Genomic DNA, 18,496 nt, shown 5'->3' on the forward strand with positions numbered 1-18,496 from the left:
ATGCATTCCATCGAGGACGCCTTTCTAAGCTACGCGACCCACTGCCGGCCACTGGCCACCGAATCGGTACCGCTGCCTGCGGCCCTCGGCCGGGTGCTGGCCGCCCCTGCCCAGGCACGGACCGATCTGCCCGCGTTCACCCAAAGCGCACTCGACGGGTACGCACTGGCTTATGCCAGCCTCGCTCAGGCGGATCAGGGATTGCAGCTGGATGCTGCCGTGGCCGCCGCCGGTGTCGGCCCGGGCACCCAGGTCGCCCCCGGTCATGCGGTGCGCATTTTCACCGGCGGCATGCTGCCGCCCGGCACCGATACCATCGCCCGCCAGGAAATCGTGCGCAACGAGGCCGGCCGCATCCACCTCGACGCTCCGCTCCGGCTTGGCGAGGGCGTACGACGACAAGCCGACGAGGTCAAGGCAGGCCAGACGCTTGCACAAGCCGGCCAGGTCCTGGATGCCGGACTGCTGGCGGCGCTGGCGATGGCCGGCGTGACGAGCCTGGAAGTCCATCGCAAACCCCGCATCGCCCTGCTGGTCAGCGGCGACGAAGTCGTGCCTTTCGGCCAGGCGCTCCGCCCCGGTCAGGTGCATGACGCCAACGGTGCCCTGCTGCAGGCCTGGTTTGCCGAACGCGGTTATCACGAGGTGTCACTCGAATACCTGCCTGACGACCCTGAAGCGACCCGCCAGCGGATCGCCGCAGGTCTGGCCAGCGCCGACCTCGTGATCACCACCGGCGGCGTCTCGGTGGGCGACAAAGACTACATTCCGGCAGCGGCGGAAGCCCTCGGACTGCAGCCGCATTTCTGGAAGCTGGCCCAGAAACCCGGCAAGCCGTTGTGGTTCGGCAGCGGCGACGCCGGCATGCTGCTGGGCATTCCCGGCAATCCCGGAGCGGTCTGGACCTGTCTGGCCATTCATGTGGTCCATGTCCTGGACCGGATGGAAGGGCGATCCCGGCCGCGCCCCTGCTGGCTCCACGGGACCCTGGCACAGGCGATCCGGGCCGATGCACAGCGCACCCAGTGGCTGCGCGTGCACCAGCACGTCTCGTCATCGGGTCAGGTTCTGCTGGGACCTCTGCCGGCCCAGGAATCGCACATGCTCAGCAATCTGGCCAGCACCAACGCCATCGTCAGGTTACCGCCACGCGACATTATCTACGCGCAGGGCGAAGTCGTGGACTGGATCCCCGTCGACTGATCCGGCGCTACCGGACCACGGTACTGCCCAACCCATACGAGATGGCCGCCGCAAGGCGGCCATGCTTGTTGGAGCCCGTTTTGTTGCGATGCAACAAAATACTGGCATGCACAGCTGAAGGTAGTATCATGCGCCTGCGACCGATTGGCCTGTACCCGCCGATGCCGTCAAACAGACATAACGGCCTTGGTGGCTGCCTGTATTGCCGGGTCACGGTCGAACGACATGCGTCATGCCATGAAACAGTTCAGAACACGATATGCCCCGGCATATCCACGCGGAGATTCCATCGATGCTGAAACGCCTGCTGACCATCGCGGTCGGCCTGATCATTGTCGCCGCCGCCGGATTTGCAATTCTTTCGCACCGTCCGGCGATCGCCCCGATCAGCCCTCCCGCCGCCTCCAGCTTTTCCGCCGATGAAGTCGAGCGCGGACGTCTGGCCACCGCCGCCGGCTTCTGCGTGACCTGCCACACCGCGCCCGGCGGCAAGGAACTGGCTGGCGGCCTGTCATTCAAGACGCCATTCGGCACCTTGTACTCGACCAACATCACCCCTGACCCGGATACCGGCATCGGTCGCTGGTCAGAGGCCGCTTTTGCCCGTGCCATGAGTGAAGGCGTCCGCCGTGACGGCAAGCATCTGTTCCCGGCCTTTCCGTTCGACCATTTCACCAAGGTCAGCGATGCCGACGTACAGGCCATCTATGCCTATCTGATGACACGCCCGGCGGTCCATCAGGAAGCACCGGCCAATACCCTGCCGTTCCCGCTGAACATCCGCGCCTTCGAATGGGGCTGGAAGCTGCTGTCCTTCCGTCCCGGCAAGTTCCAGCCCGATCCGTCCAAGAGTGCCGAGTGGAATCGCGGCGCCTATCTGGCCGAAGGTCTGGGCCACTGCTCTTCCTGCCACTCGCCCCGCAATCTGTGGCAGGCCGAAGAACAGGGTGACCAGCGCTACAACGGCAACATCATCGAAGGCTGGTACGCGCCGCCGCTCAATGCCAGCAATCCGTCCTCGATTCCCTGGACCGAGCAGGAGCTGTATACCTTCCTGAAGACCGGTGCCACCGCCCTGCACGGCTCGGCCGGCGGTTCGATGGGCCACGTCACTCGTCAGCTGGCACAGCTGCCCGACTCGGACGTGCATGCCATTGCCACCTACTATGCCGATCTGGATGGCTCGGCCCAGCGCCATGTCGACACCCAGGCCGTGATCAAGCAGGCCCTTGCCAAATCGGCCTCCGATACAGTTCGCCCGGCAGACCATGGTGCGCAGATTTTCCGCGCCGCCTGTGCATCCTGTCACTACAACGGCGGCGACGAGCCACAGCTGATGCGACCCGAGCTGGCCCTGACCACGGCGCTGAATGCCAACAATCCGAACGACCTGGTGATGGTGGTACTCAACGGTGTCAGCATGCCCGACGGCCTGCCCACCGCGATGATGCCCGGTTTCAAGCATGCCCTGACCGACAAGGACATTGCCGATCTGGCCAACTATCTGCGCCGCAGCCGCACCGACAAGGGTGAATGGGATGATCTCCCTGCCCGTATTGCCGAGCTGCGCAAGCTGTCCACCGAGCCCTGAGCACCGCCTGGTCGCTATACAAGTCTAGGAGCAACAGACTGATGACTGATTTCAAACTCAATGGCCAGACGGTTTCCAGCAACGCCGCGCCCGACACCCCCCTGCTGTGGGTGATCCGCGACGAGCTGAAGCTGACCGGCACCAAATTCGGCTGCGGCGTCAACATGTGCGGCGCCTGCACCGTCCACGTCAATGGCCGTGCCCAGCGCTCCTGCATCACGCCGGTATCGGCCATCGCCGGTGCGCAGATCACCACCATCGAAGGCCTGTCCACCGACGGCAACCACCCCCTGCAGAAAGCCTGGCGCGAAGCCCAGGCTCCGCAGTGCGGCTATTGCCAGTCCGGCCAGATCATGCAGGCCGCCACCCTGTTGCACGATTACCCCAACCCGACCGACGACCAGATCAGCGCCGTCATGAACGGCAGCCTTTGCCGCTGCATGGCTTATGTGCGCATTCGCAAGGCGATCAAGATCGCTGCCGCCGAGATCAATGGCGTGGCCCTGCCGGTGGAGGCTCAACATGATTAAGCTGGGAAGCGAGCAACGCAAAGGCTGGAAAGAACCGACCCTGAGCCGCCGCGGCTTCATCATCGGTGCCGCCAGCGCCGGCTTCATGCTGGCCTTCACCCGGGCCGGCGACGTCTTCGCCGCCGATCCGGACGCCGCCATTGCCCAGGGCGCTTATGAACCCACGATCTGGTACCGGATCGACGGTGAAGGCAATGTGCTGGTCCATATCATCCGGGCCGAGATGGGTCAGCACGTCGGCACCGCGCTGGCGCGGATCCTGGCCGACGAGCTGGAAGCCGACTGGGACAAGGTCAGCATCGAATACGTTCCCACCGCTGCCAAATGGGGCATGATGGTCACCGGCGGCAGCTGGTCGGTATGGCAGACCTACCCGATCTTCAGCCAGGCCGGTGCCGCAGGGCGCCAGGCCATGATCGCGGAAGGCGCCCGTCTGCTCGGCGTCAATCCTGCAGACTGCATTGCCCGCAACGGCGAAGTCCATGCCGGTGGCCGCACCATCAGCTATGGCGATATTGTCAGCAAGGGCAAGCTCAGCCGCAGCTACAGCGCCGATGAACTGGCCAAGATGCCGATCAAGCCCGCCTCCGAGCGGCGCATGATCGGCATCGACACCGGTGCGCTGGATATTCCCGACAAGACCGATGGCAAGGCCAAGTACGGCATTGACATCGAATTCCCCGGCATGGTCCATGCCAGGCCGCGTGTCGCGCCGACCCGCAACGGCTCGCACGTCACCCATGTCGATGACAGCGAAGCCCGCAAGATCCCCGGCTACCGCCAGTACCTGATCATCAATGATCCGACAGGTACCGTGACCGGCTGGGTGCTGGCCATTGCCGACACCTACTGGGCGGCCAATCTCGCGGCTGATGCGCTGAAGATCGACTGGTACAGTGACGATACCCAGCAGGTCTCCGAATCCACCCTGATCGACCATGCCGCCAAACAGATCGCCGATCCGGCCCAGGGCGTGATGGTATTCGACGATCCGGGCGTGGACGAGGCCTTTGCCCATGCCACCGACACCCTGGAACAGAGCTACACCACTTCCAGCGTGCTGCATTTCCAGTTGGAGCCGATGAATGCCATCGCCTTCAGCAAGGACGACGAGTGGCACATCTATACCGGCAACCAGTGGCAGAGCCTGATTCTTCCCACCCTGGCCCAGGCCGTGGGAACCAAGGAAGAAAAGGTCATCATCCACAACCAGCTGCTCGGTGGAGGTTTCGGCCGGCGTCTGAACGGTGACGTCATCATCCCGGCCATGCTGGCTTCCAAGGCGCTGGGCGGCATTCCGGTCAAGGTGCTGCTGATGCGTCCGGATGATGCCCGTTTCGATTCGTTCCGCTCGCCGACCCTGCAGCGAGTGCGGATGGCCTTTGGCACCGATGGTTCGGTGCAGGCCATGCAGCACGATGCCAGCGCCGGCTGGCCGACCCAGGTGATGGCTGCCGCCGCGCTGGCCAAGGGCCTCAATGGCAAGTACGACCCCTTTGCCATCGCCGGTGCCGACAGCTGGTATACCGTCGGATCGCAACGGGTACGGGCCATTTCCAATGATCTGGCCAACCGCGCCTTCCGTCCAGGCTGGCTGCGCTCGGTCAGCCCTGGCTGGACCAGCTGGGCTTCGGAAACCTTTCTCGACGAAGCCGCCCACAAGCTGCAGATCGACCCGGTGGCCTTCCGCCTGAAGTTGCTGGATGGCAAGGGCCGCAATGCAGGTGAAGCCCCCAATTCCACCGGCGGGGCCTTGCGCCAGGCGGCCGTGGTCAAGCGGGTCGCCGAGAAAGCCGGCTGGGGCAGGCCGCTGCCGGCCGATACCGGCCTGGGCATCTGCACCACCTTCGGTCAGGAACGCGGCATGCCGACCTGGATCGCCTGCGTGGCGCGAGTCAAAGTCGATCGCGCCACCGGTTTCGTCAAGGTCGAGAAGCTGGATATCGTGGTGGATGCCGGCACCATCGTGCATCCCAGCGGTGCCGCCGCCCAGATCGAGGGCGGCGCCCTGTGGGGCCTGAGCATGGCCTTGTATGAAGGCACCACCTTCGATCACGGCGAAGTGGCCGATACCAATCTGGACACCTATACCCCGCTGCGGATGGCGGACGTGCCCGATATGGACATCGAGTTCGTGGCCAGCACCGAAGTGCCCACCGGCCTTGGTGAACCCGGCACCACGGTGGTCGCTCCGGCCATCGGAAATGCTATCTTCGCCGCGACCGGCGCCCGTCTGCGGCATCTGCCGATGCGCCAGGCCGACGTACTGAAGGCGCTGAAGGACGTCAAAACGGGCTGAGACAAGCTCGGATATGGCCCCATTGTTCATGCAGAACGGCGGCCGCGAGGCCGCCGTTCTGCATAGTGCCTAGCGCATGATCACAACGTAATCCTTGCAACGATGTGGCCCTGCCATCGGCAGTGCGCAAAATATCGACTGCATGACTCGGGAATTCACGGCGAGCAAAGAAAAGCCGGCGATCGTTCGATCGCCGGCACATCCTTGACCTCTTCAGGGGATGCCAATCAGACCGGCATCCCCTGCCCATGAATTACAGATTGAACCTGTAATCCGCCTGGGCCATGATCTCGCGGCCGTAGGGGTTGTAGTTGTAGGAGTTGTAGTACGGGAAGGAGCTGTAGGTCGGATCCCTGGGCGGCATCTTGTTCATCACATTGTTGACCAACAGCGACAGATCCAGCTTGCGGGTCGGCGAGTAGTTGAGGCTCCAGTTGAAGGTGATCCAGGGCTTCAGATAACCGGCACCCTCGGTACCGTAACCGGCGACCATCGCCGTATAGTTCGGCGTCGCACCGTAGCGATGCCAGTACAAGGTGCTGGACCAGCGCTGATTGAGCGAAGACCAGCTGAGTGCACCGGAGACGATGCTCTTGAATTCCGAGCTGTACAGCGGGTTGGTCAGCTGGTTGATGACTTCGCCGCCCTTGTATTGCTGGTAGTCGTGCTTGAGCATGACGTTGTAATCCAGCTGTACCCCGAAGCGACCGATCGGGCTTCGCGGGAACTGATACTTGACCTCGGAGGTGATCGAATTCGTCGTCTCGTTCGACATATTGACGTAGTACTGGGTGATATTGGTGACCTCGCCCGTCAGCGAATCACGAGTCACCTGCGCAGCGGCAGCAGCGCAATCCGCCGACGTCGAGGACAAGGCACCCAGACGGCACTGCGAATCGGTACGCATCAACTGATCAGCCGACTGCAAGGCAATCTCGTTGCTGATCGAGATATGCAGAAAGTCCGACTGGATGCTCAGACCCTGCACCGGCGCCCACACAAAGCCTGCGGTCCAGGTGCTGGCCGTGGTCGGCTTCAACTTGCTGTTGGCAAGCACCGAACCCTGGACCTGCTCAGTGAAGTCCTGGGCGCAGTTCTTGCCGCCACCCTGAGTCTGGCAAAGATAATAGTCCGTCACATTCTGATAGTTGCCGGTGGGCCCCAGGAACAGGGAAGACATGTCCGGTGCCAGGAAGGCCGTGGAATAATTGCCGCGTAGCAGCAGGCTTTCGAACGGACGGTATTCCAGACCGGCTTTCCAGGTGAACTTGCCATTGCTGGAACCGCTGTCGCCCGAGCCCACCGAGTAGCGGTCATACCGTCCCGACAGATCCAGGGTCACCTGCTTGAGCAGGGGCAGGTTCAATTCAAAGGCGGAGGCCACATGGCCGCGTGTACCCGCGCCTGCAGTTGCCGTCGTGCCCCAGATCTCGCCATCGGTAATCAAGGGGTTCACCGGCTGGGTCCAGCCCTGGCTGCCACCTTCCACCAACCAGGCAAAGCCCGCATCGCCACCCGGCAAGGTGAACAGCTTGTCGGTGGACACGGTGGCCCGGGTGTTGTTGATGAAGGTGCTGGAGAAACCACCCACATTGCGCATAAAGCTCTGGTATTGCGCCGGTGAAAGCGGATTGAAGAAGGTATTGTTGGCGGTGTTGACGATGGGATAGCCACCCGCCGTGTATTGGCCGGTGAAACCCAGCGAGCTCAGGAAGTAGCTGTCGATGGCATCGGCCATACGCTCTGGCGTACTGGTACGGGTCACATCGCCGGAGCGCATGTAGTACAGGTCCCAGTTCCAGTCCGAATCCCCGAAGGTACCATTGGCGCCGATGTCACCCTGGTACATCAGGTCATCCTGACGGCCGACATTACCGTAATAGTTGTTGCCCACTTCCTCGGGTCCAAACACACGCTCGGGATACAGATAATGCCCCGTCGCCTGATCGACGACATAACCGAAATCGGCCGGGCCCCACCACATATAGTTGGAACCCGCGGTCCACTTGGACTTCTGAAAGTCGAGCAGGCCGTCAGCATAGATGCGAACATGATCGTTCACGTCATAACGCAGCTTCAGCATGCCGTTGTAGCTGCGGCTCTGATTGGCCAGAGTCGTATAGCCCAGCACACTGCGCGAACCGCAATAGGTACCGGTATGGCTGGCCACCGAGGAATGTGCCGCCACCGTGGTTCCGCCGAACAAACCGCTCATCGCCGAGCAGCCATCCGCCGGCGAGATATACGTGTAGGGTGATCTGAAGGTGTTGTAGTCCCTGAGGAAAGCCACAGTCACCGGCGTCTTGTTGTACTGGGTCAGACTGCGCTGATACGCCCAGATCGGATCGGAGTTGTCGAACTCCGCCGAGGCCAGGATGCTGAACTTGCCGATGGTCTTGCCGAAGGAAGCCGAGATGCGCTGGCTGGCACCGCCACCAGGGGTATAGCCACCGAAACGGGCCAGAACCTCACCGCCATCCATATGCTGCTTGGTCTTGATATTGACCGTGCCGGCAATAGCCGCCGAACCATAGATCGACGAACCGCCGCCCGGAATGATGTCGATGCTTTCTATCATCGACAGCGGAATGTTGCTGATATTGGTGAAATTGCTGGTGCCGTTGTAGAGCTGGCCAAACTGCGAGATGGGCTTGCCATCAATCAGGGTCAGCGTGTACTCGGGACTCAAGCCATACAGACTCACGGTCTGCGCGCCCTGGGTAAAGCCACCGCTGCTCTGTGGCCCCTGCACCGCACCGGTGGCGAAGACCGAGTTCTGCAGCACTTCAGCCACGCTGTTGAAACCGCGCGCCTGGATATCCTGAGCGGTGATGGTATAGGTCGGTGTAGCTGTCTGGATCTGAGCGCTGTTGATCAGCGTGCCGCTGACATTGACCTGATCCAGGCTACGAGCCTTGGTCTTGGTCACCGGCGCGGCGTCGGTACTCGTACTGTCGGTCGTCTGCGCCTGGGCGCTGGCGAAAGCGGTCGCCAACGCAAAAACGACAGCCAGTGTCATCGGATGTTTCTTCATGCAAATCCCCTGATGGATACGATCCTGCGCTGCATATCCCATGCAACACACCCCTTGATCATCGGGAGATGGCGGAACCCCTTCCCTGCTATCGCTTTGCAACAGCGTGCCATCCCCTTGGTCAACGATTTTTTACGAAGCCGTGGCCGATAGCAAGACCTTGACGATAAATTTTTCGAACAAGGATCGTTCGCGCTGTCATAAGCCCGAAACAGATATTCGCTCGTTCTTGCGATTCAGCATGTTATTGAAATTCTGCCCATGACCCAGCCATGGCCATATATTGTTGCTGCGTACGGTTCGCATGGATTTTCATGACTGGAAGGTGCGGCGATGCACGCCCGATGACCGCATTTACTTGCGACCGGATCTGAAGATTCAAGTCACCTCGCCTGCTACAAAAACAGACGGAAACCGATCAATTTGCAAGCAAAAATAATTTGCCAGTGACCCAGCAAACCAGCAAAGGACATTCAATTCACCGAAAATCTCTGGACCGGATGTCCAGACTCCCCAGCCAGCCGCTGAGATCACGCAGCCGCCAGGCGATCAGGTGACCTACGCCCTCCAGGCTCTGCCAGTCGCCCTCGACCAGCAACAGGCGCGCTTCGAGATAGGCCTGGGGCCAGGCTTCGGCCACGGCCGGGCGTACCATGACATTGGTCAGGCCATGTTCGTCCTCCAGCGTCATGAAGGTCAGGCCGCTGGCCGTCTGAGGGCGCTGGCGCATGGTCACCAGGCCTGCCACCCTCACCCGGCCACGGGCCGTGCGGGCCCTCAGACGACGGGAATCCAGACAGTGCGCCGCCGTCAACCGGGCACGCAACTGGCGCAGGGGATGCGGCCCCAGACTCAGACCGGTACGGGCGTAATCCGCCAGAGTATCTTCACCCTGGGTCGGCAGAGGCAGAACCACTTCGGCCTCGCCGGGACTGCTTGCGCCGAACAGCGGCAATTGCGGCTCGACGCCTGCCACAGCCCATTGCGCGCGGTGGCGATGACCGGCCAGCCCGCGCAAGGCACCCGCATCGGCCAGCAGCTGACGCTGTCGCTGATCCAGGCCGGCGCGAGTGCACAGGTCGACGACATCATGGAATGCCCTGCGTTGTCGCTCGCCTGTCAGTCGACGGGCCATGCCCGGACTGCAGCCCCTGACCTGGCGCAGACCCAGCCGCAAGGCCCAGCGGCCGAGCGGAGCGGCTTCCAGACTGCAATCCCAGTCGCTGTGACGGACGTCCACCGGATACACCGCGATGCCATGTCGGCGGACATCCTGGACGATCTGGCCGGCCGAATAGAAACCCATCGGCTGGCTGTTCAGCAAGGCACAGGCAAAGATCGCCGGGTGGTGGCATTTCAGCCAGGACGAGGCATAGACGATGCCCGCGAAACTGGCGGCATGGCTCTCCGGAAAACCGTAACTGCCGAAGCCCTTGATCTGCTCGAACAGCTGGGCCGCGAAGGCCGCCGTATAACCGCGCGCGAGCATGCCCTCGGTGATCCGGATCCGATGCGGCTCCATCCCGCCATGGCGCTTCCAGGCCGCCATCGAGCGACGGAGCTGGTCGGCCTCGCCCGGCGTGTAACCGGCAGCGACAATGGCGAGCTTCATCACCTGCTCCTGGAACAGCGGCACGCCCAAGGTGCGCTCGAATACCTCCCTGAGGTCTTGTGACGGATAGTCGATGGCCTCCTCGCCCCTTCGACGGCGCAGATAGGGATGCACCATGTCGCCCTGGATAGGTCCGGGCCGCACCAGGGAAACCTGGATCACCAGATCATAGAAACAGGCTGGCCGATGCCTGGGCAGCATGGCCATCTGCGCCCGGCTCTCGATCTGGAACACCCCCAGGGTGTCGGCCCGCTGGATCATGCGATATGTCTCGGCATCCTCCGCCGGCAGGGTAGCCATGCTGAAGTCCAGTCCCTCGTGCCGCTGCAGCAGGTCCAGACTGCGGCGCACGCAACTGAGCATGCCCAGGGCAAGACAGTCGACCTTCAGCATGCCCATCCTGTCGAGATCATCCTTGTCCCATTGGATGATGGTGCGATCCGGCATCGCCGCGTTCTCTACCGGCACTATCTCGTGCAAAGGGGTGTCGGTGATCACGAATCCGCCGACATGCTGGGACAGGTGACGCGGCTTGTCGATCAGCTCGCCGGTCAGTGCGATGATCCGGCGGATCAGAGCGCTGTCCGGATCAAAGCCACGCTCCCTCAGGCCGGCTGCCAGCGCCTCCCCGCCGCTGCGCCAGCCAGCGACCTGGCTCAGCTGATTGACCTGATCCATCGGCAGACCCAGCACCCGTGCCACATCACGTACGGCACTGCGACTGCGGTAGCAGATGACGGTCGCGGCCAGCGCGGCACGTTCGCGTCCGTATTTGCGATAGATGTACTGGATGACCTCTTCGCGACGCTCGTGCTCGAAATCGATATCGATATCCGGGGGCTCCTTCCGCTCTCTGGAGATAAACCGTTCGACCAGCAGCCGGCTGCGTGCGGGATCGACTTCGGTCACCCCCAGGGCATAACAGACCGCGGAATTGGCCGAAGATCCGCGCCCCTGACACAGAATGCCGAGGCTGCGGGCATGACGGACGATATCGTGCACGGTCAGGAAATAGGGCTCGTACTCCAGCTCGCCGATCAGTCCCAGCTCGTGGTCCAGCTGCGCACGCACCGGCGCAGGGATCCCATCCGGCCAGCGCCAGGCCGCCCCGGCGTCAACCAGCTGGCGCAACCATTGGATGGCCGTCTTGCCTTCCGGCACCAGTTCTCTGGGGTAACCGTACTTCAGTTCATTCATCGAAAATCGACAGCGCTGCGCGACCCGCAGGGTTTCCTGCAGCAGTGCGGGCGGATACATACCGGCCAGAGCATCCAGTCGCCGCAGATGCCGCTCCCCATTGCGGAAGAGCCGGTCCGCGACCTGATCGAGCGGCCGTCGGTAGCGAATCGCCGTCATCGTCTGTTGCAGGGGCAGACGTCGGCGTACATGCATGTGCACATCGCCGGCGGCCACGCAAGGCAACCCGAGCCGCCGCCCCAGGGCAAGCAGGTCGGCCAGCCGGCGGTCATCGTCATGCTCCCGCAGCAGCTCGACGGCCAGCCACGACCGGCCATGAAATATCTCGCGCAGCCAGATGCCATCGGCAGCGACCGGCGTATCGGCCGGCAACCACAGGGCCAGCACGCCTTCCAGCCCCTGCTGCAGATCCTCGCGGGACAACTCGTAGCCGCCCTTTCCGCCGGCGCGGCGCCCCCGGCTGATCAAGGCACACAGAGCGCTGTAGCCTTGCCGGTGCTCCGCCAGAAGCACCAGTCGCAAACCATCCTGCAGACGGATTTCAGTCCCCGCGATCAGGCGGATCCCGGTTGATTCGGAGGCCTCCAGAGCACGTACCATCCCGGCCATCGAGCATTCATCGGTGATGGCCAGCGCGGCATAACCGCAGTCCCGGGCCCGCTCGAACAATTCACGTGCCGAGGAGGCGCCGCGCTGAAACGAAAAATCGGACAGGCAATGCAGTTCGGCATAGCCGGTCATGCAAACCAGCCGTGCAGCATCCAGCCCGCCACTTCACCGGCCGGACAAAACGCCCATGCACGCTGTCCCTGTGCCGTCTCGACCAGATAATAATCGCGGCGCACCGCCGCCCCATCCCACCAGCCGGTCTCCAGACGCTCCGGCCCGGCCAGAATCCGCGGCGGCGGCCCATGCCATGGCCGAGGTGCCGGCAACAACCAGGTCGGACGCAGTCGCGATTCCAGCCAGGCCGCATCGCTGGCCGCTACGGCTTGCGAGAACTCGGGACGAGGGTCTCCGGTGGTTCGCCATTGCTGCAGCGAGGCATCTCCGAGCCTGGCACGCAGGCGTTCACGCAAAGCATCGAACGGCATGGCCCGTGCACAGCGCTCGTCAAAAAGGTCACGGCCTTCCGGCACGAACGGAGGCAGATCGGCGGCCATCAGCCGCAGTGCCAGTACCGGTGCGCTCAATTGCACCCGCTCCAGTCGCCCTCGCGCCGCCTCGAACAGCAGATCGGCCTCCCGTGTCGGGGCCAGCAGACCCACCACCACCTCGGTCTGTCCCTGCTGATGCTCCAGCTGCAGACAGAATCGTTGTACGCCGCCATCGCGGCCACGCAGATAGGCCGCCAGATCAGACGTCATCCTCCGCAGCGGAAAGGCCAGGGCGGCGGTGTCTTCCACCTCGTGCGACAACTCGATCCGCCAATCCACCGTGTCCGGAGGGATGTAGCGTGCGAGTGTGTCCGGGCGCTCGCCCAGCAGTGCTTCCAGGGCATCGACCAGCGCTCCGCCAAAGCGTCGCCGCAAGCCCTCGCGTGGCAGGCGTCGCAGCTGGCCCAGCGTACGGATGCCCATGTCAGGCAGGCGCCCGACCGCACGTCCCGGCAAGGCGATCCGCTGCAGCGGTACCCGCTCCAGCGCCTGATACAGAGCGTCCTGATCGGTAATCACGATGCCATCGCGCATGCCCGCCAGCACGTAGGCGGCGAGCGGCGTCGGCGCCACCGCAAGCTGATGTCGAAAACCCAGCCCGGACAACTCCTGGCGCAAACGGGCGGTCATCGCGACAGCATCGCCGAACAATCCGGCGCTGCGACCGGCTTCCAGCACGATGGCTCGTGGCATGAAATGGACGTCCGAGCTGAAGCGATAGGCCACGCCGGCCAGAAAATTCAGCGACTGCAGCTCATCCGCCGCATCATGGATCACCACCTCGAAGTTAGCCAACAAGGCCTTGGCGGTATTCAAGGACTGACCGACGCGCAGCCCAGCCTGTCCGGCAGCCGCATTGACGGCCACCAGCCGGCGGCCATGCACAGACCCGTCGATCAGGACCAGCGCCCCCTCGACCTGGCGCCCTCGCAACACACCATCCAGAGCAAGTTCCGGCAGCCACAGGCAGATCCAGCTGGGAGCCATGCCTCAACGTTCCAGATCCGCAAAGGGCACGGCCTTGCCGGGGGGATTGCCGCCCCGGCACTTGCGGACCCAGATCGCGGATCGGGGGCGCGTCGTCAGCTCAAGCCGCAAGGCCACAGGCGATGCCTGACCGGCATGAAGCGCCGCGCGGAACACGAAGCCCAGGGCCCGACCGGTATCCGCCGCCACCTGCAACCGTCGCAGCGCACGATCATCAGCCTTTCGTGGCCAGCTCACGACGGCCCCGCAGCTGCCCGAGCGCAGGCATTGCTCGGCCACCCACAACACATCAGCCTCATCAGCTTCCACCACATGCAATTGCCCGAGATCCACCCCGCGCTGGCGCCAACCCATCGCGCAGGGCAGATAGGGCGGCGACACCAGCATCACCGGCCGATGGGCCCGGGTCAGTCTTGCCAGAGCAGGCAGGATCAGACGCAGCTCGCCGATGCCGTCCATCGGCAACAGGATTTCCGACACCGAGGCCGACGGCCAGCCATGCGTCGGCAGCACCGCGTCCAGCGCCGCCCAGCCGGTGGGTTGTTCGCTTTCCGTGACGTCTGCGGATTGCCCGCGCCAGACCTCGCGGCGGGCCAACAGCTCGTTCAAGACTGCCCGCGCCACCTTCAGCCGCCCCTAAGCAGACCCGCGAACAGGCCTTCAATCGCGAAATCCTCGCTGGGATCCGGATCGATGGGATGGAACCCGGGACTGTTCGGCAGCAGGCGGATCACCTCGCCCTGCCAGTGCAGACGCTTGATCGTGAAACGATCCCCATCAATACGGGCAGCAACTATCTGCCCATGCCGGGCGACAGGTGTGGCATGGACCCCGACCAAATCGCCATCCAGAATGCCCTCGTCCCGCATGGAGTCACCGACCACCCTGACCAGATAATCCGGCGACAGACGAAACAGCCAGCGCGACACCCGAAGCATCCGCTCGATCCTGGCCTCGGAAAAGATCGGCTCGCCCGCCGCGATGCGGCCGATCAGCGGCAGCTCCATGGTATCGGCATCCATGGGATCGGATTCGCGGACCAGCTGGATGCCCCGTGCCCGGTGCGGCTCGATCAGCAACCGCCCCTTGGCCTCCAGTGCCCGAAGGTGCTTGCGCACGGCACTGACCTGGGCAATGCCCAGCGCGATGCCGATCTCTTCCAGGGTCGGTGCCTGACCATCCTGCTCCAGGCGCTGTCGCACAAAAGCGAGGACATGGGATTGCCGGTGAGTGAGCTGCAATGTCATGCGAACAGATTATCACCACTTGAGGTGAAAACATATGTTGCCACCTCCATCCAGCCAGCTGCCGTGGAGACAATCAAAGCTGGCGACCGCCATCACTTCCGCACATGCCTGTCCAGCCGCGTGCGATCTTCCGCCGCGGCGTTCATCGCCCCATCCCCTGATCCGCCAATGCCCATCTTTGGGGGAGATCGACAACTGCGCTCATATCGGCCGACCATAATCATGGATGCATGATATTTCGGATTGACGGCAATATATTTCGAACCAGCAGTGATTATTTGATCCGATGAAGCCAGCTGGCCGTATTCTCCCCATACCATGGCGCGTCATCCTGATGCAGAGCGTTGACTCACGGCACCGGCGCCCATCTTTGCACCAAGATAGATATCCATAACAAACAGTCACATGAACGACACTTGGAACTTCCGAAGGCTTGATTAATGCTGCTTTGCAACATGGCACTTGCGAGGCGCATACTCATCAAACAACGACATGAAATATGCAAGCACAACTGCATCCGATATACACCCAAGACATCAACAATAATGACCTCCCATAGCCGTAAATCATCCGGCCGAGGCGTCGGCATTCATGTCGCAATCAATATGCAGCGCTGCGATCGATTTTCTTTGTGCCGTGACCGTATCCCCTTCCACCGCTGATCATCACCGGGAGATCCTGTGAAACACGTCAAACTGAAAGGTGCCGAGCTTCTCAACAACCCCAAGTACAACAAGGACACGGCGTTTTCGGCCGCCGAACGCGAAGCCTTCGGCCTGGAAGGTCTGGTACCCCCGGCCATTGATACACTGGAACGCCAGCTGGAACGGGTCGGACATCATCTGGATGCAAAGAGCAGCGATCTGGAGCAGTACATCTATCTGATGAGTCTGGCCGGTCGCAACGAGACCCTGTTCTACAAGACGCTGATGTCGGATCCGGCACGCTTCGTACCCATCGTCTACGATCCCACCGTGGCCTATGCCTGTCTGGCCTTCGGTCACATCTTCCGGCACAGCAGCGGCATGTACCTGACCCGCGACATGAAGGAACGCTATCTGGAAGTGTTCCGCAACTGGCCGGTCAAGGATGTGCGCTTTATCTGCGTATCCACCGGCGGGCGGATCCTGGGGCTGGGCGATATCGGCGCCAACGGCATGGGGATTCCGATCGGCAAACTGCAGTTGTACACCGCCTGCGCGGCGGTGCCACCGGAGTCCCTGCTTCCCGTACTGCTCGATATCGGCACCACCAATGCCCCGCTGCGAGCTGACCCGCTGTATCTGGGGCTGCGCCAGCCCCCGCCGGAAGATGACGAAGTCGACGCCATTGCCGATGCCTTCGTGGCCGCGGCCAACGAAGCCTTCCCCGGCGTATGCATCCACTTCGAGGACTGGAAAGGTGTGGACGCCATGCGTCTGCTGGATCGCTATCGCGACAAGATCCTCTGCTACAACGATGACATCCAGGGCACGGCCAGCGTCGTGATCGCCGGTCTGACCACGGCCATGCAGATCAAGCGAGAGAAGCTCACCGACCAGCGATTCCTGTTCCTGGGCGCCGGCTCGGCCGGGCTGGGCATTTCCAATATGATCGTCTCGGCCCTGGTCCAGCAAGGGCTCAGCGAAGAGGAAGCACGCGAACGAATCTGGCTGATGGATTCCAAGGGTCTGATCGAAAGCGGTCGCCAGGACATCAACCGCTGGAAGCGACGTTTCGCCCATGAAGCCAAGGCCTCCACCAGCCTGCTGGAGGTGGTCAAGACCTTCAAGCCCAGCGTACTGATCGGGGTCAGTACCTGTGGCGGCCTGTTCACCGACGAGGTGATCAAGGAAATGGCGCGTATCAACCAGCAGCCCATCATCTTCCCGCTATCCAACCCCACCGAACGCGCCGAATGCACGCCGGAAGCGGCCTATACCCATAGCGGCGGGCGTGCCCTGTATGCCGCCGGCGTGCAGTTCCCGGACGTCGAATTGCATGGCAAGCGCTTCCACCCCAGTCAGGCAAACAATTTCTACATCTTCCCGGCGGTCAGTCTGGCCGTCTATGCGACCCGGCCCCAGCGCATCACCGATGCCATGTTCATCGCCGCCGCCGCCGCTACCGCTGACCAGGTGGACCAGGCCTCGCGTGACAAGGGCATGCTCTACCCGCTGCAGGCCAATATCCTGGAAACCGAAGTCACCACCGCCGTCCGCGTGGCCGAATTCATCTTCGAACAGGGCCAGGCCAGCGTCGAACGTCCGGTGGATATCCGTGCCTGGATCGAAGGCATGCTGTACAGCCCGGAGTACCGGAACCTGCTGGATTGAAAATCCGGGTGCGCCGGTGCCACACCGGCGCACCCGGCATGCCACCTGGCTGCCTGCATAGGCAGCCCCCTTCCGGGCAGCTTCATCTCTCACCGTCACCGTCATCGTCTCGTGCCGCCGACCATGGACATCATGAATCCTGCCCTCCTGATCACGGCCATCGCGCCCGTCCTGCTGCTGCTGGCCATGGGCTTCGCGGCCGGCAAGACCCGCCACTTCGATCCCGACCAGAACCGCGGGTTCAGCCAGTTCGCCCTGACCTACTCCCTGCCCGTCGCCCTGTTTCTGGGCATGGCCGGCTTCGATCGTCATCTGCTGCTGGCCCAGGGTCCCATCATTCTGGTGATGGTGATCGGTTACTCCGCCTTCTTTGCCGCTGGCTACGGAGTACTGCGCGCCCTGCGTCAAAGCATGATCCGGTCCACCCTACTGGCCTATGCCGTCAGCTCCACGGCTGCGCCGATCTATGGTCTGACGGTGCTTGAACCCATTTATGGAGCGACCATCAGCAGTGGTGTGGTCGGCCTGGCTGCCGTCGTCACCAATCTGGTCCAGGTCTCGGTCGTCGTCTACATGCTGCAAGCCGCCAGCCAGGCTTCCGGTATCGCGGCCACCGGACTGGGCCGATCAGTGTGGAACACGGTTCGCAATCCGCTGGTCTGGGCCCCGGTGCTGGGTGCCTTGCTGTCGCTGGACGGACAGCCGCCGTCGCCGATGCTCACCGCCATCCTCCATCCCCTGGCAGTCTGTGCACCAGGCATCGCCATTTTTGCCTGCGGTCTGGCGCTGGCGGCCTATCCGCTGAAACTGGGTTCGCGCACCGCCATCCTGGGCTCGGTGGTCTGCATCGTGATCCAGCCCGCCGTCTTTTTCGCCGGACTGAAGCTGCTTGACCTGCACGGACCGATGGCACAGGCCACCCTGGTCGCCAGCGCCATGGCCACTTCGACCCCTTCGGCGCTGTTTGCCCAGCAGTACGGGGCGTGTCAGACCGAAACGGCGACCATCATGCTGCTCAGCACACTGGGCATGACGCTTTCCATTCCGCTGGCAGTGCTCGTCAGCCACGCATTGTAGTACGCCACCTCGCCGGCAGTGCCATCTCGGCCGGGGTACCAATCCCGGGCGGTGCCCGCGCCAGAACGGACGGAAACCTGAACCGGATCGACGCGTGACAGCGACGCCCATTGTGTCGTCCCCGGATCGAGCCCATATACTGTCCAAGACATTACCCGGACAATCGAGGCAATGGTACGGATATCAATATCCACGATGGAGTATGGGACCGCGAGGCGCGGTCCTCGCCTGTGGTTGATGATTTCCA

At 62.8% G+C, this 18,496-nt stretch carries 11 protein-coding genes; 6 read left to right on the forward strand and 5 right to left on the reverse strand.

The features are described 5' to 3' along the window. From FRAAU_RS09510 to FRAAU_RS09525, 4 genes are all read left to right on the forward strand, one after another. On the forward strand, positions 1 to 1,203 hold the full coding sequence (locus FRAAU_RS09510; RefSeq protein WP_014403316.1) for a molybdopterin molybdotransferase MoeA: 1,203 nt from the start codon (positions 1 to 3) through the stop codon (positions 1,201 to 1,203). Positions 1,204 to 1,495: 292 nt separating this feature from the next. After that, a complete protein-coding gene (locus FRAAU_RS09515) occupies positions 1,496 to 2,794 on the forward strand; it encodes a c-type cytochrome (protein WP_014403317.1) in 1,299 nt (432 codons plus the stop codon). Positions 2,795 to 2,835: 41 nt separating this feature from the next. Continuing rightward, the gene (locus FRAAU_RS09520) at positions 2,836 to 3,324 is read left to right on the forward strand and encodes a (2Fe-2S)-binding protein (RefSeq protein ID WP_014403318.1); all 489 of its coding nucleotides are present in this window, start codon (positions 2,836 to 2,838) and stop codon (positions 3,322 to 3,324) included. Next, positions 3,317 to 5,623, forward strand: coding sequence for a xanthine dehydrogenase family protein molybdopterin-binding subunit (locus FRAAU_RS09525; protein WP_014403319.1), 2,307 nt, complete (start codon positions 3,317 to 3,319; stop codon positions 5,621 to 5,623). Before FRAAU_RS09520 ends, FRAAU_RS09525 begins: the two co-directional genes overlap by 8 nt. Positions 5,624 to 5,876: 253 nt before the next feature. Here FRAAU_RS09525 and FRAAU_RS09530 read toward each other — a convergent pair whose 3' ends face one another. The 5 genes from FRAAU_RS09530 to lexA form a co-directional block, all read right to left on the reverse strand. After that, entirely contained in the window at positions 5,877 to 8,657 is a 2,781-nt protein-coding gene (locus tag FRAAU_RS09530) for a TonB-dependent receptor plug domain-containing protein (RefSeq protein ID WP_041270508.1), read from the reverse strand. A gap of 478 nt (positions 8,658 to 9,135) precedes the next feature. Beyond that, a complete protein-coding gene (locus FRAAU_RS09535) occupies positions 9,136 to 12,207 on the reverse strand; it encodes an error-prone DNA polymerase (protein WP_014403321.1) in 3,072 nt (1,023 codons plus the stop codon). Beyond that, the gene (locus FRAAU_RS09540; protein WP_014403322.1) at positions 12,204 to 13,610 is read right to left on the reverse strand and encodes a Y-family DNA polymerase; all 1,407 of its coding nucleotides are present in this window, start codon (positions 13,608 to 13,610) and stop codon (positions 12,204 to 12,206) included. The genes FRAAU_RS09535 and FRAAU_RS09540 overlap by 4 nt, the downstream gene beginning before the upstream one ends. Before the next feature lie 3 nt (positions 13,611 to 13,613). Beyond that, positions 13,614 to 14,219, reverse strand: a complete 606-nt coding sequence (gene imuA, locus FRAAU_RS09545) for a translesion DNA synthesis-associated protein ImuA (protein WP_041270509.1) — start codon at positions 14,217 to 14,219, stop codon at positions 13,614 to 13,616. Positions 14,220 to 14,236: 17 nt separating this feature from the next. After that, positions 14,237 to 14,857, reverse strand: a complete 621-nt coding sequence (gene lexA / locus FRAAU_RS09550; protein ID WP_014403324.1) for a transcriptional repressor LexA — start codon at positions 14,855 to 14,857, stop codon at positions 14,237 to 14,239. 680 nt (positions 14,858 to 15,537) lie between these two features. Between lexA and FRAAU_RS09555 the strand changes: the two genes are divergently transcribed. Together FRAAU_RS09555 and FRAAU_RS09560 are read left to right on the forward strand one after the other, a co-directional pair. Then, entirely contained in the window at positions 15,538 to 17,172 is a 1,635-nt protein-coding gene (locus FRAAU_RS09555; protein WP_014403325.1) for an NAD-dependent malic enzyme, read from the forward strand. A gap of 132 nt (positions 17,173 to 17,304) precedes the next feature. Beyond that, positions 17,305 to 18,249: an AEC family transporter gene (locus FRAAU_RS09560; RefSeq protein WP_156803393.1), complete on the forward strand. Its 945-nt coding sequence runs from the start codon at positions 17,305 to 17,307 to the stop codon at positions 18,247 to 18,249. The last annotated feature ends 247 nt before the right edge of the window (positions 18,250 to 18,496 follow it).

This window comes from Frateuria aurantia DSM 6220 (assembly GCF_000242255.2).
Taxonomy (GTDB): Bacteria; Pseudomonadota; Gammaproteobacteria; order Xanthomonadales; family Rhodanobacteraceae; genus Frateuria; species Frateuria aurantia.

Coding starts and splice junctions, on each gene's coding strand:
- FRAAU_RS09535 (WP_014403321.1), bottom strand. CDS start 12,207: ATGACCGGCTATGCCGAACTGCATTGCCTGTCCGATTTTTCGTTTCAG.
- lexA (WP_014403324.1), bottom strand. CDS start 14,857: ATGACATTGCAGCTCACTCACCGGCAATCCCATGTCCTCGCTTTTGTG.
- FRAAU_RS09530 (WP_041270508.1), bottom strand. CDS start 8,657: ATGAAGAAACATCCGATGACACTGGCTGTCGTTTTTGCGTTGGCGACC.
- FRAAU_RS09525 (WP_014403319.1), top strand. CDS start 3,317: ATGATTAAGCTGGGAAGCGAGCAACGCAAAGGCTGGAAAGAACCGACC.
- FRAAU_RS09515 (WP_014403317.1), top strand. CDS start 1,496: ATGCTGAAACGCCTGCTGACCATCGCGGTCGGCCTGATCATTGTCGCC.
- FRAAU_RS09540 (WP_014403322.1), bottom strand. CDS start 13,610: ATGGCTCCCAGCTGGATCTGCCTGTGGCTGCCGGAACTTGCTCTGGAT.
- FRAAU_RS09510 (WP_014403316.1), top strand. CDS start 1: ATGCATTCCATCGAGGACGCCTTTCTAAGCTACGCGACCCACTGCCGG.
- FRAAU_RS09560 (WP_156803393.1), top strand. CDS start 17,305: ATGAATCCTGCCCTCCTGATCACGGCCATCGCGCCCGTCCTGCTGCTG.
- FRAAU_RS09520 (WP_014403318.1), top strand. CDS start 2,836: ATGACTGATTTCAAACTCAATGGCCAGACGGTTTCCAGCAACGCCGCG.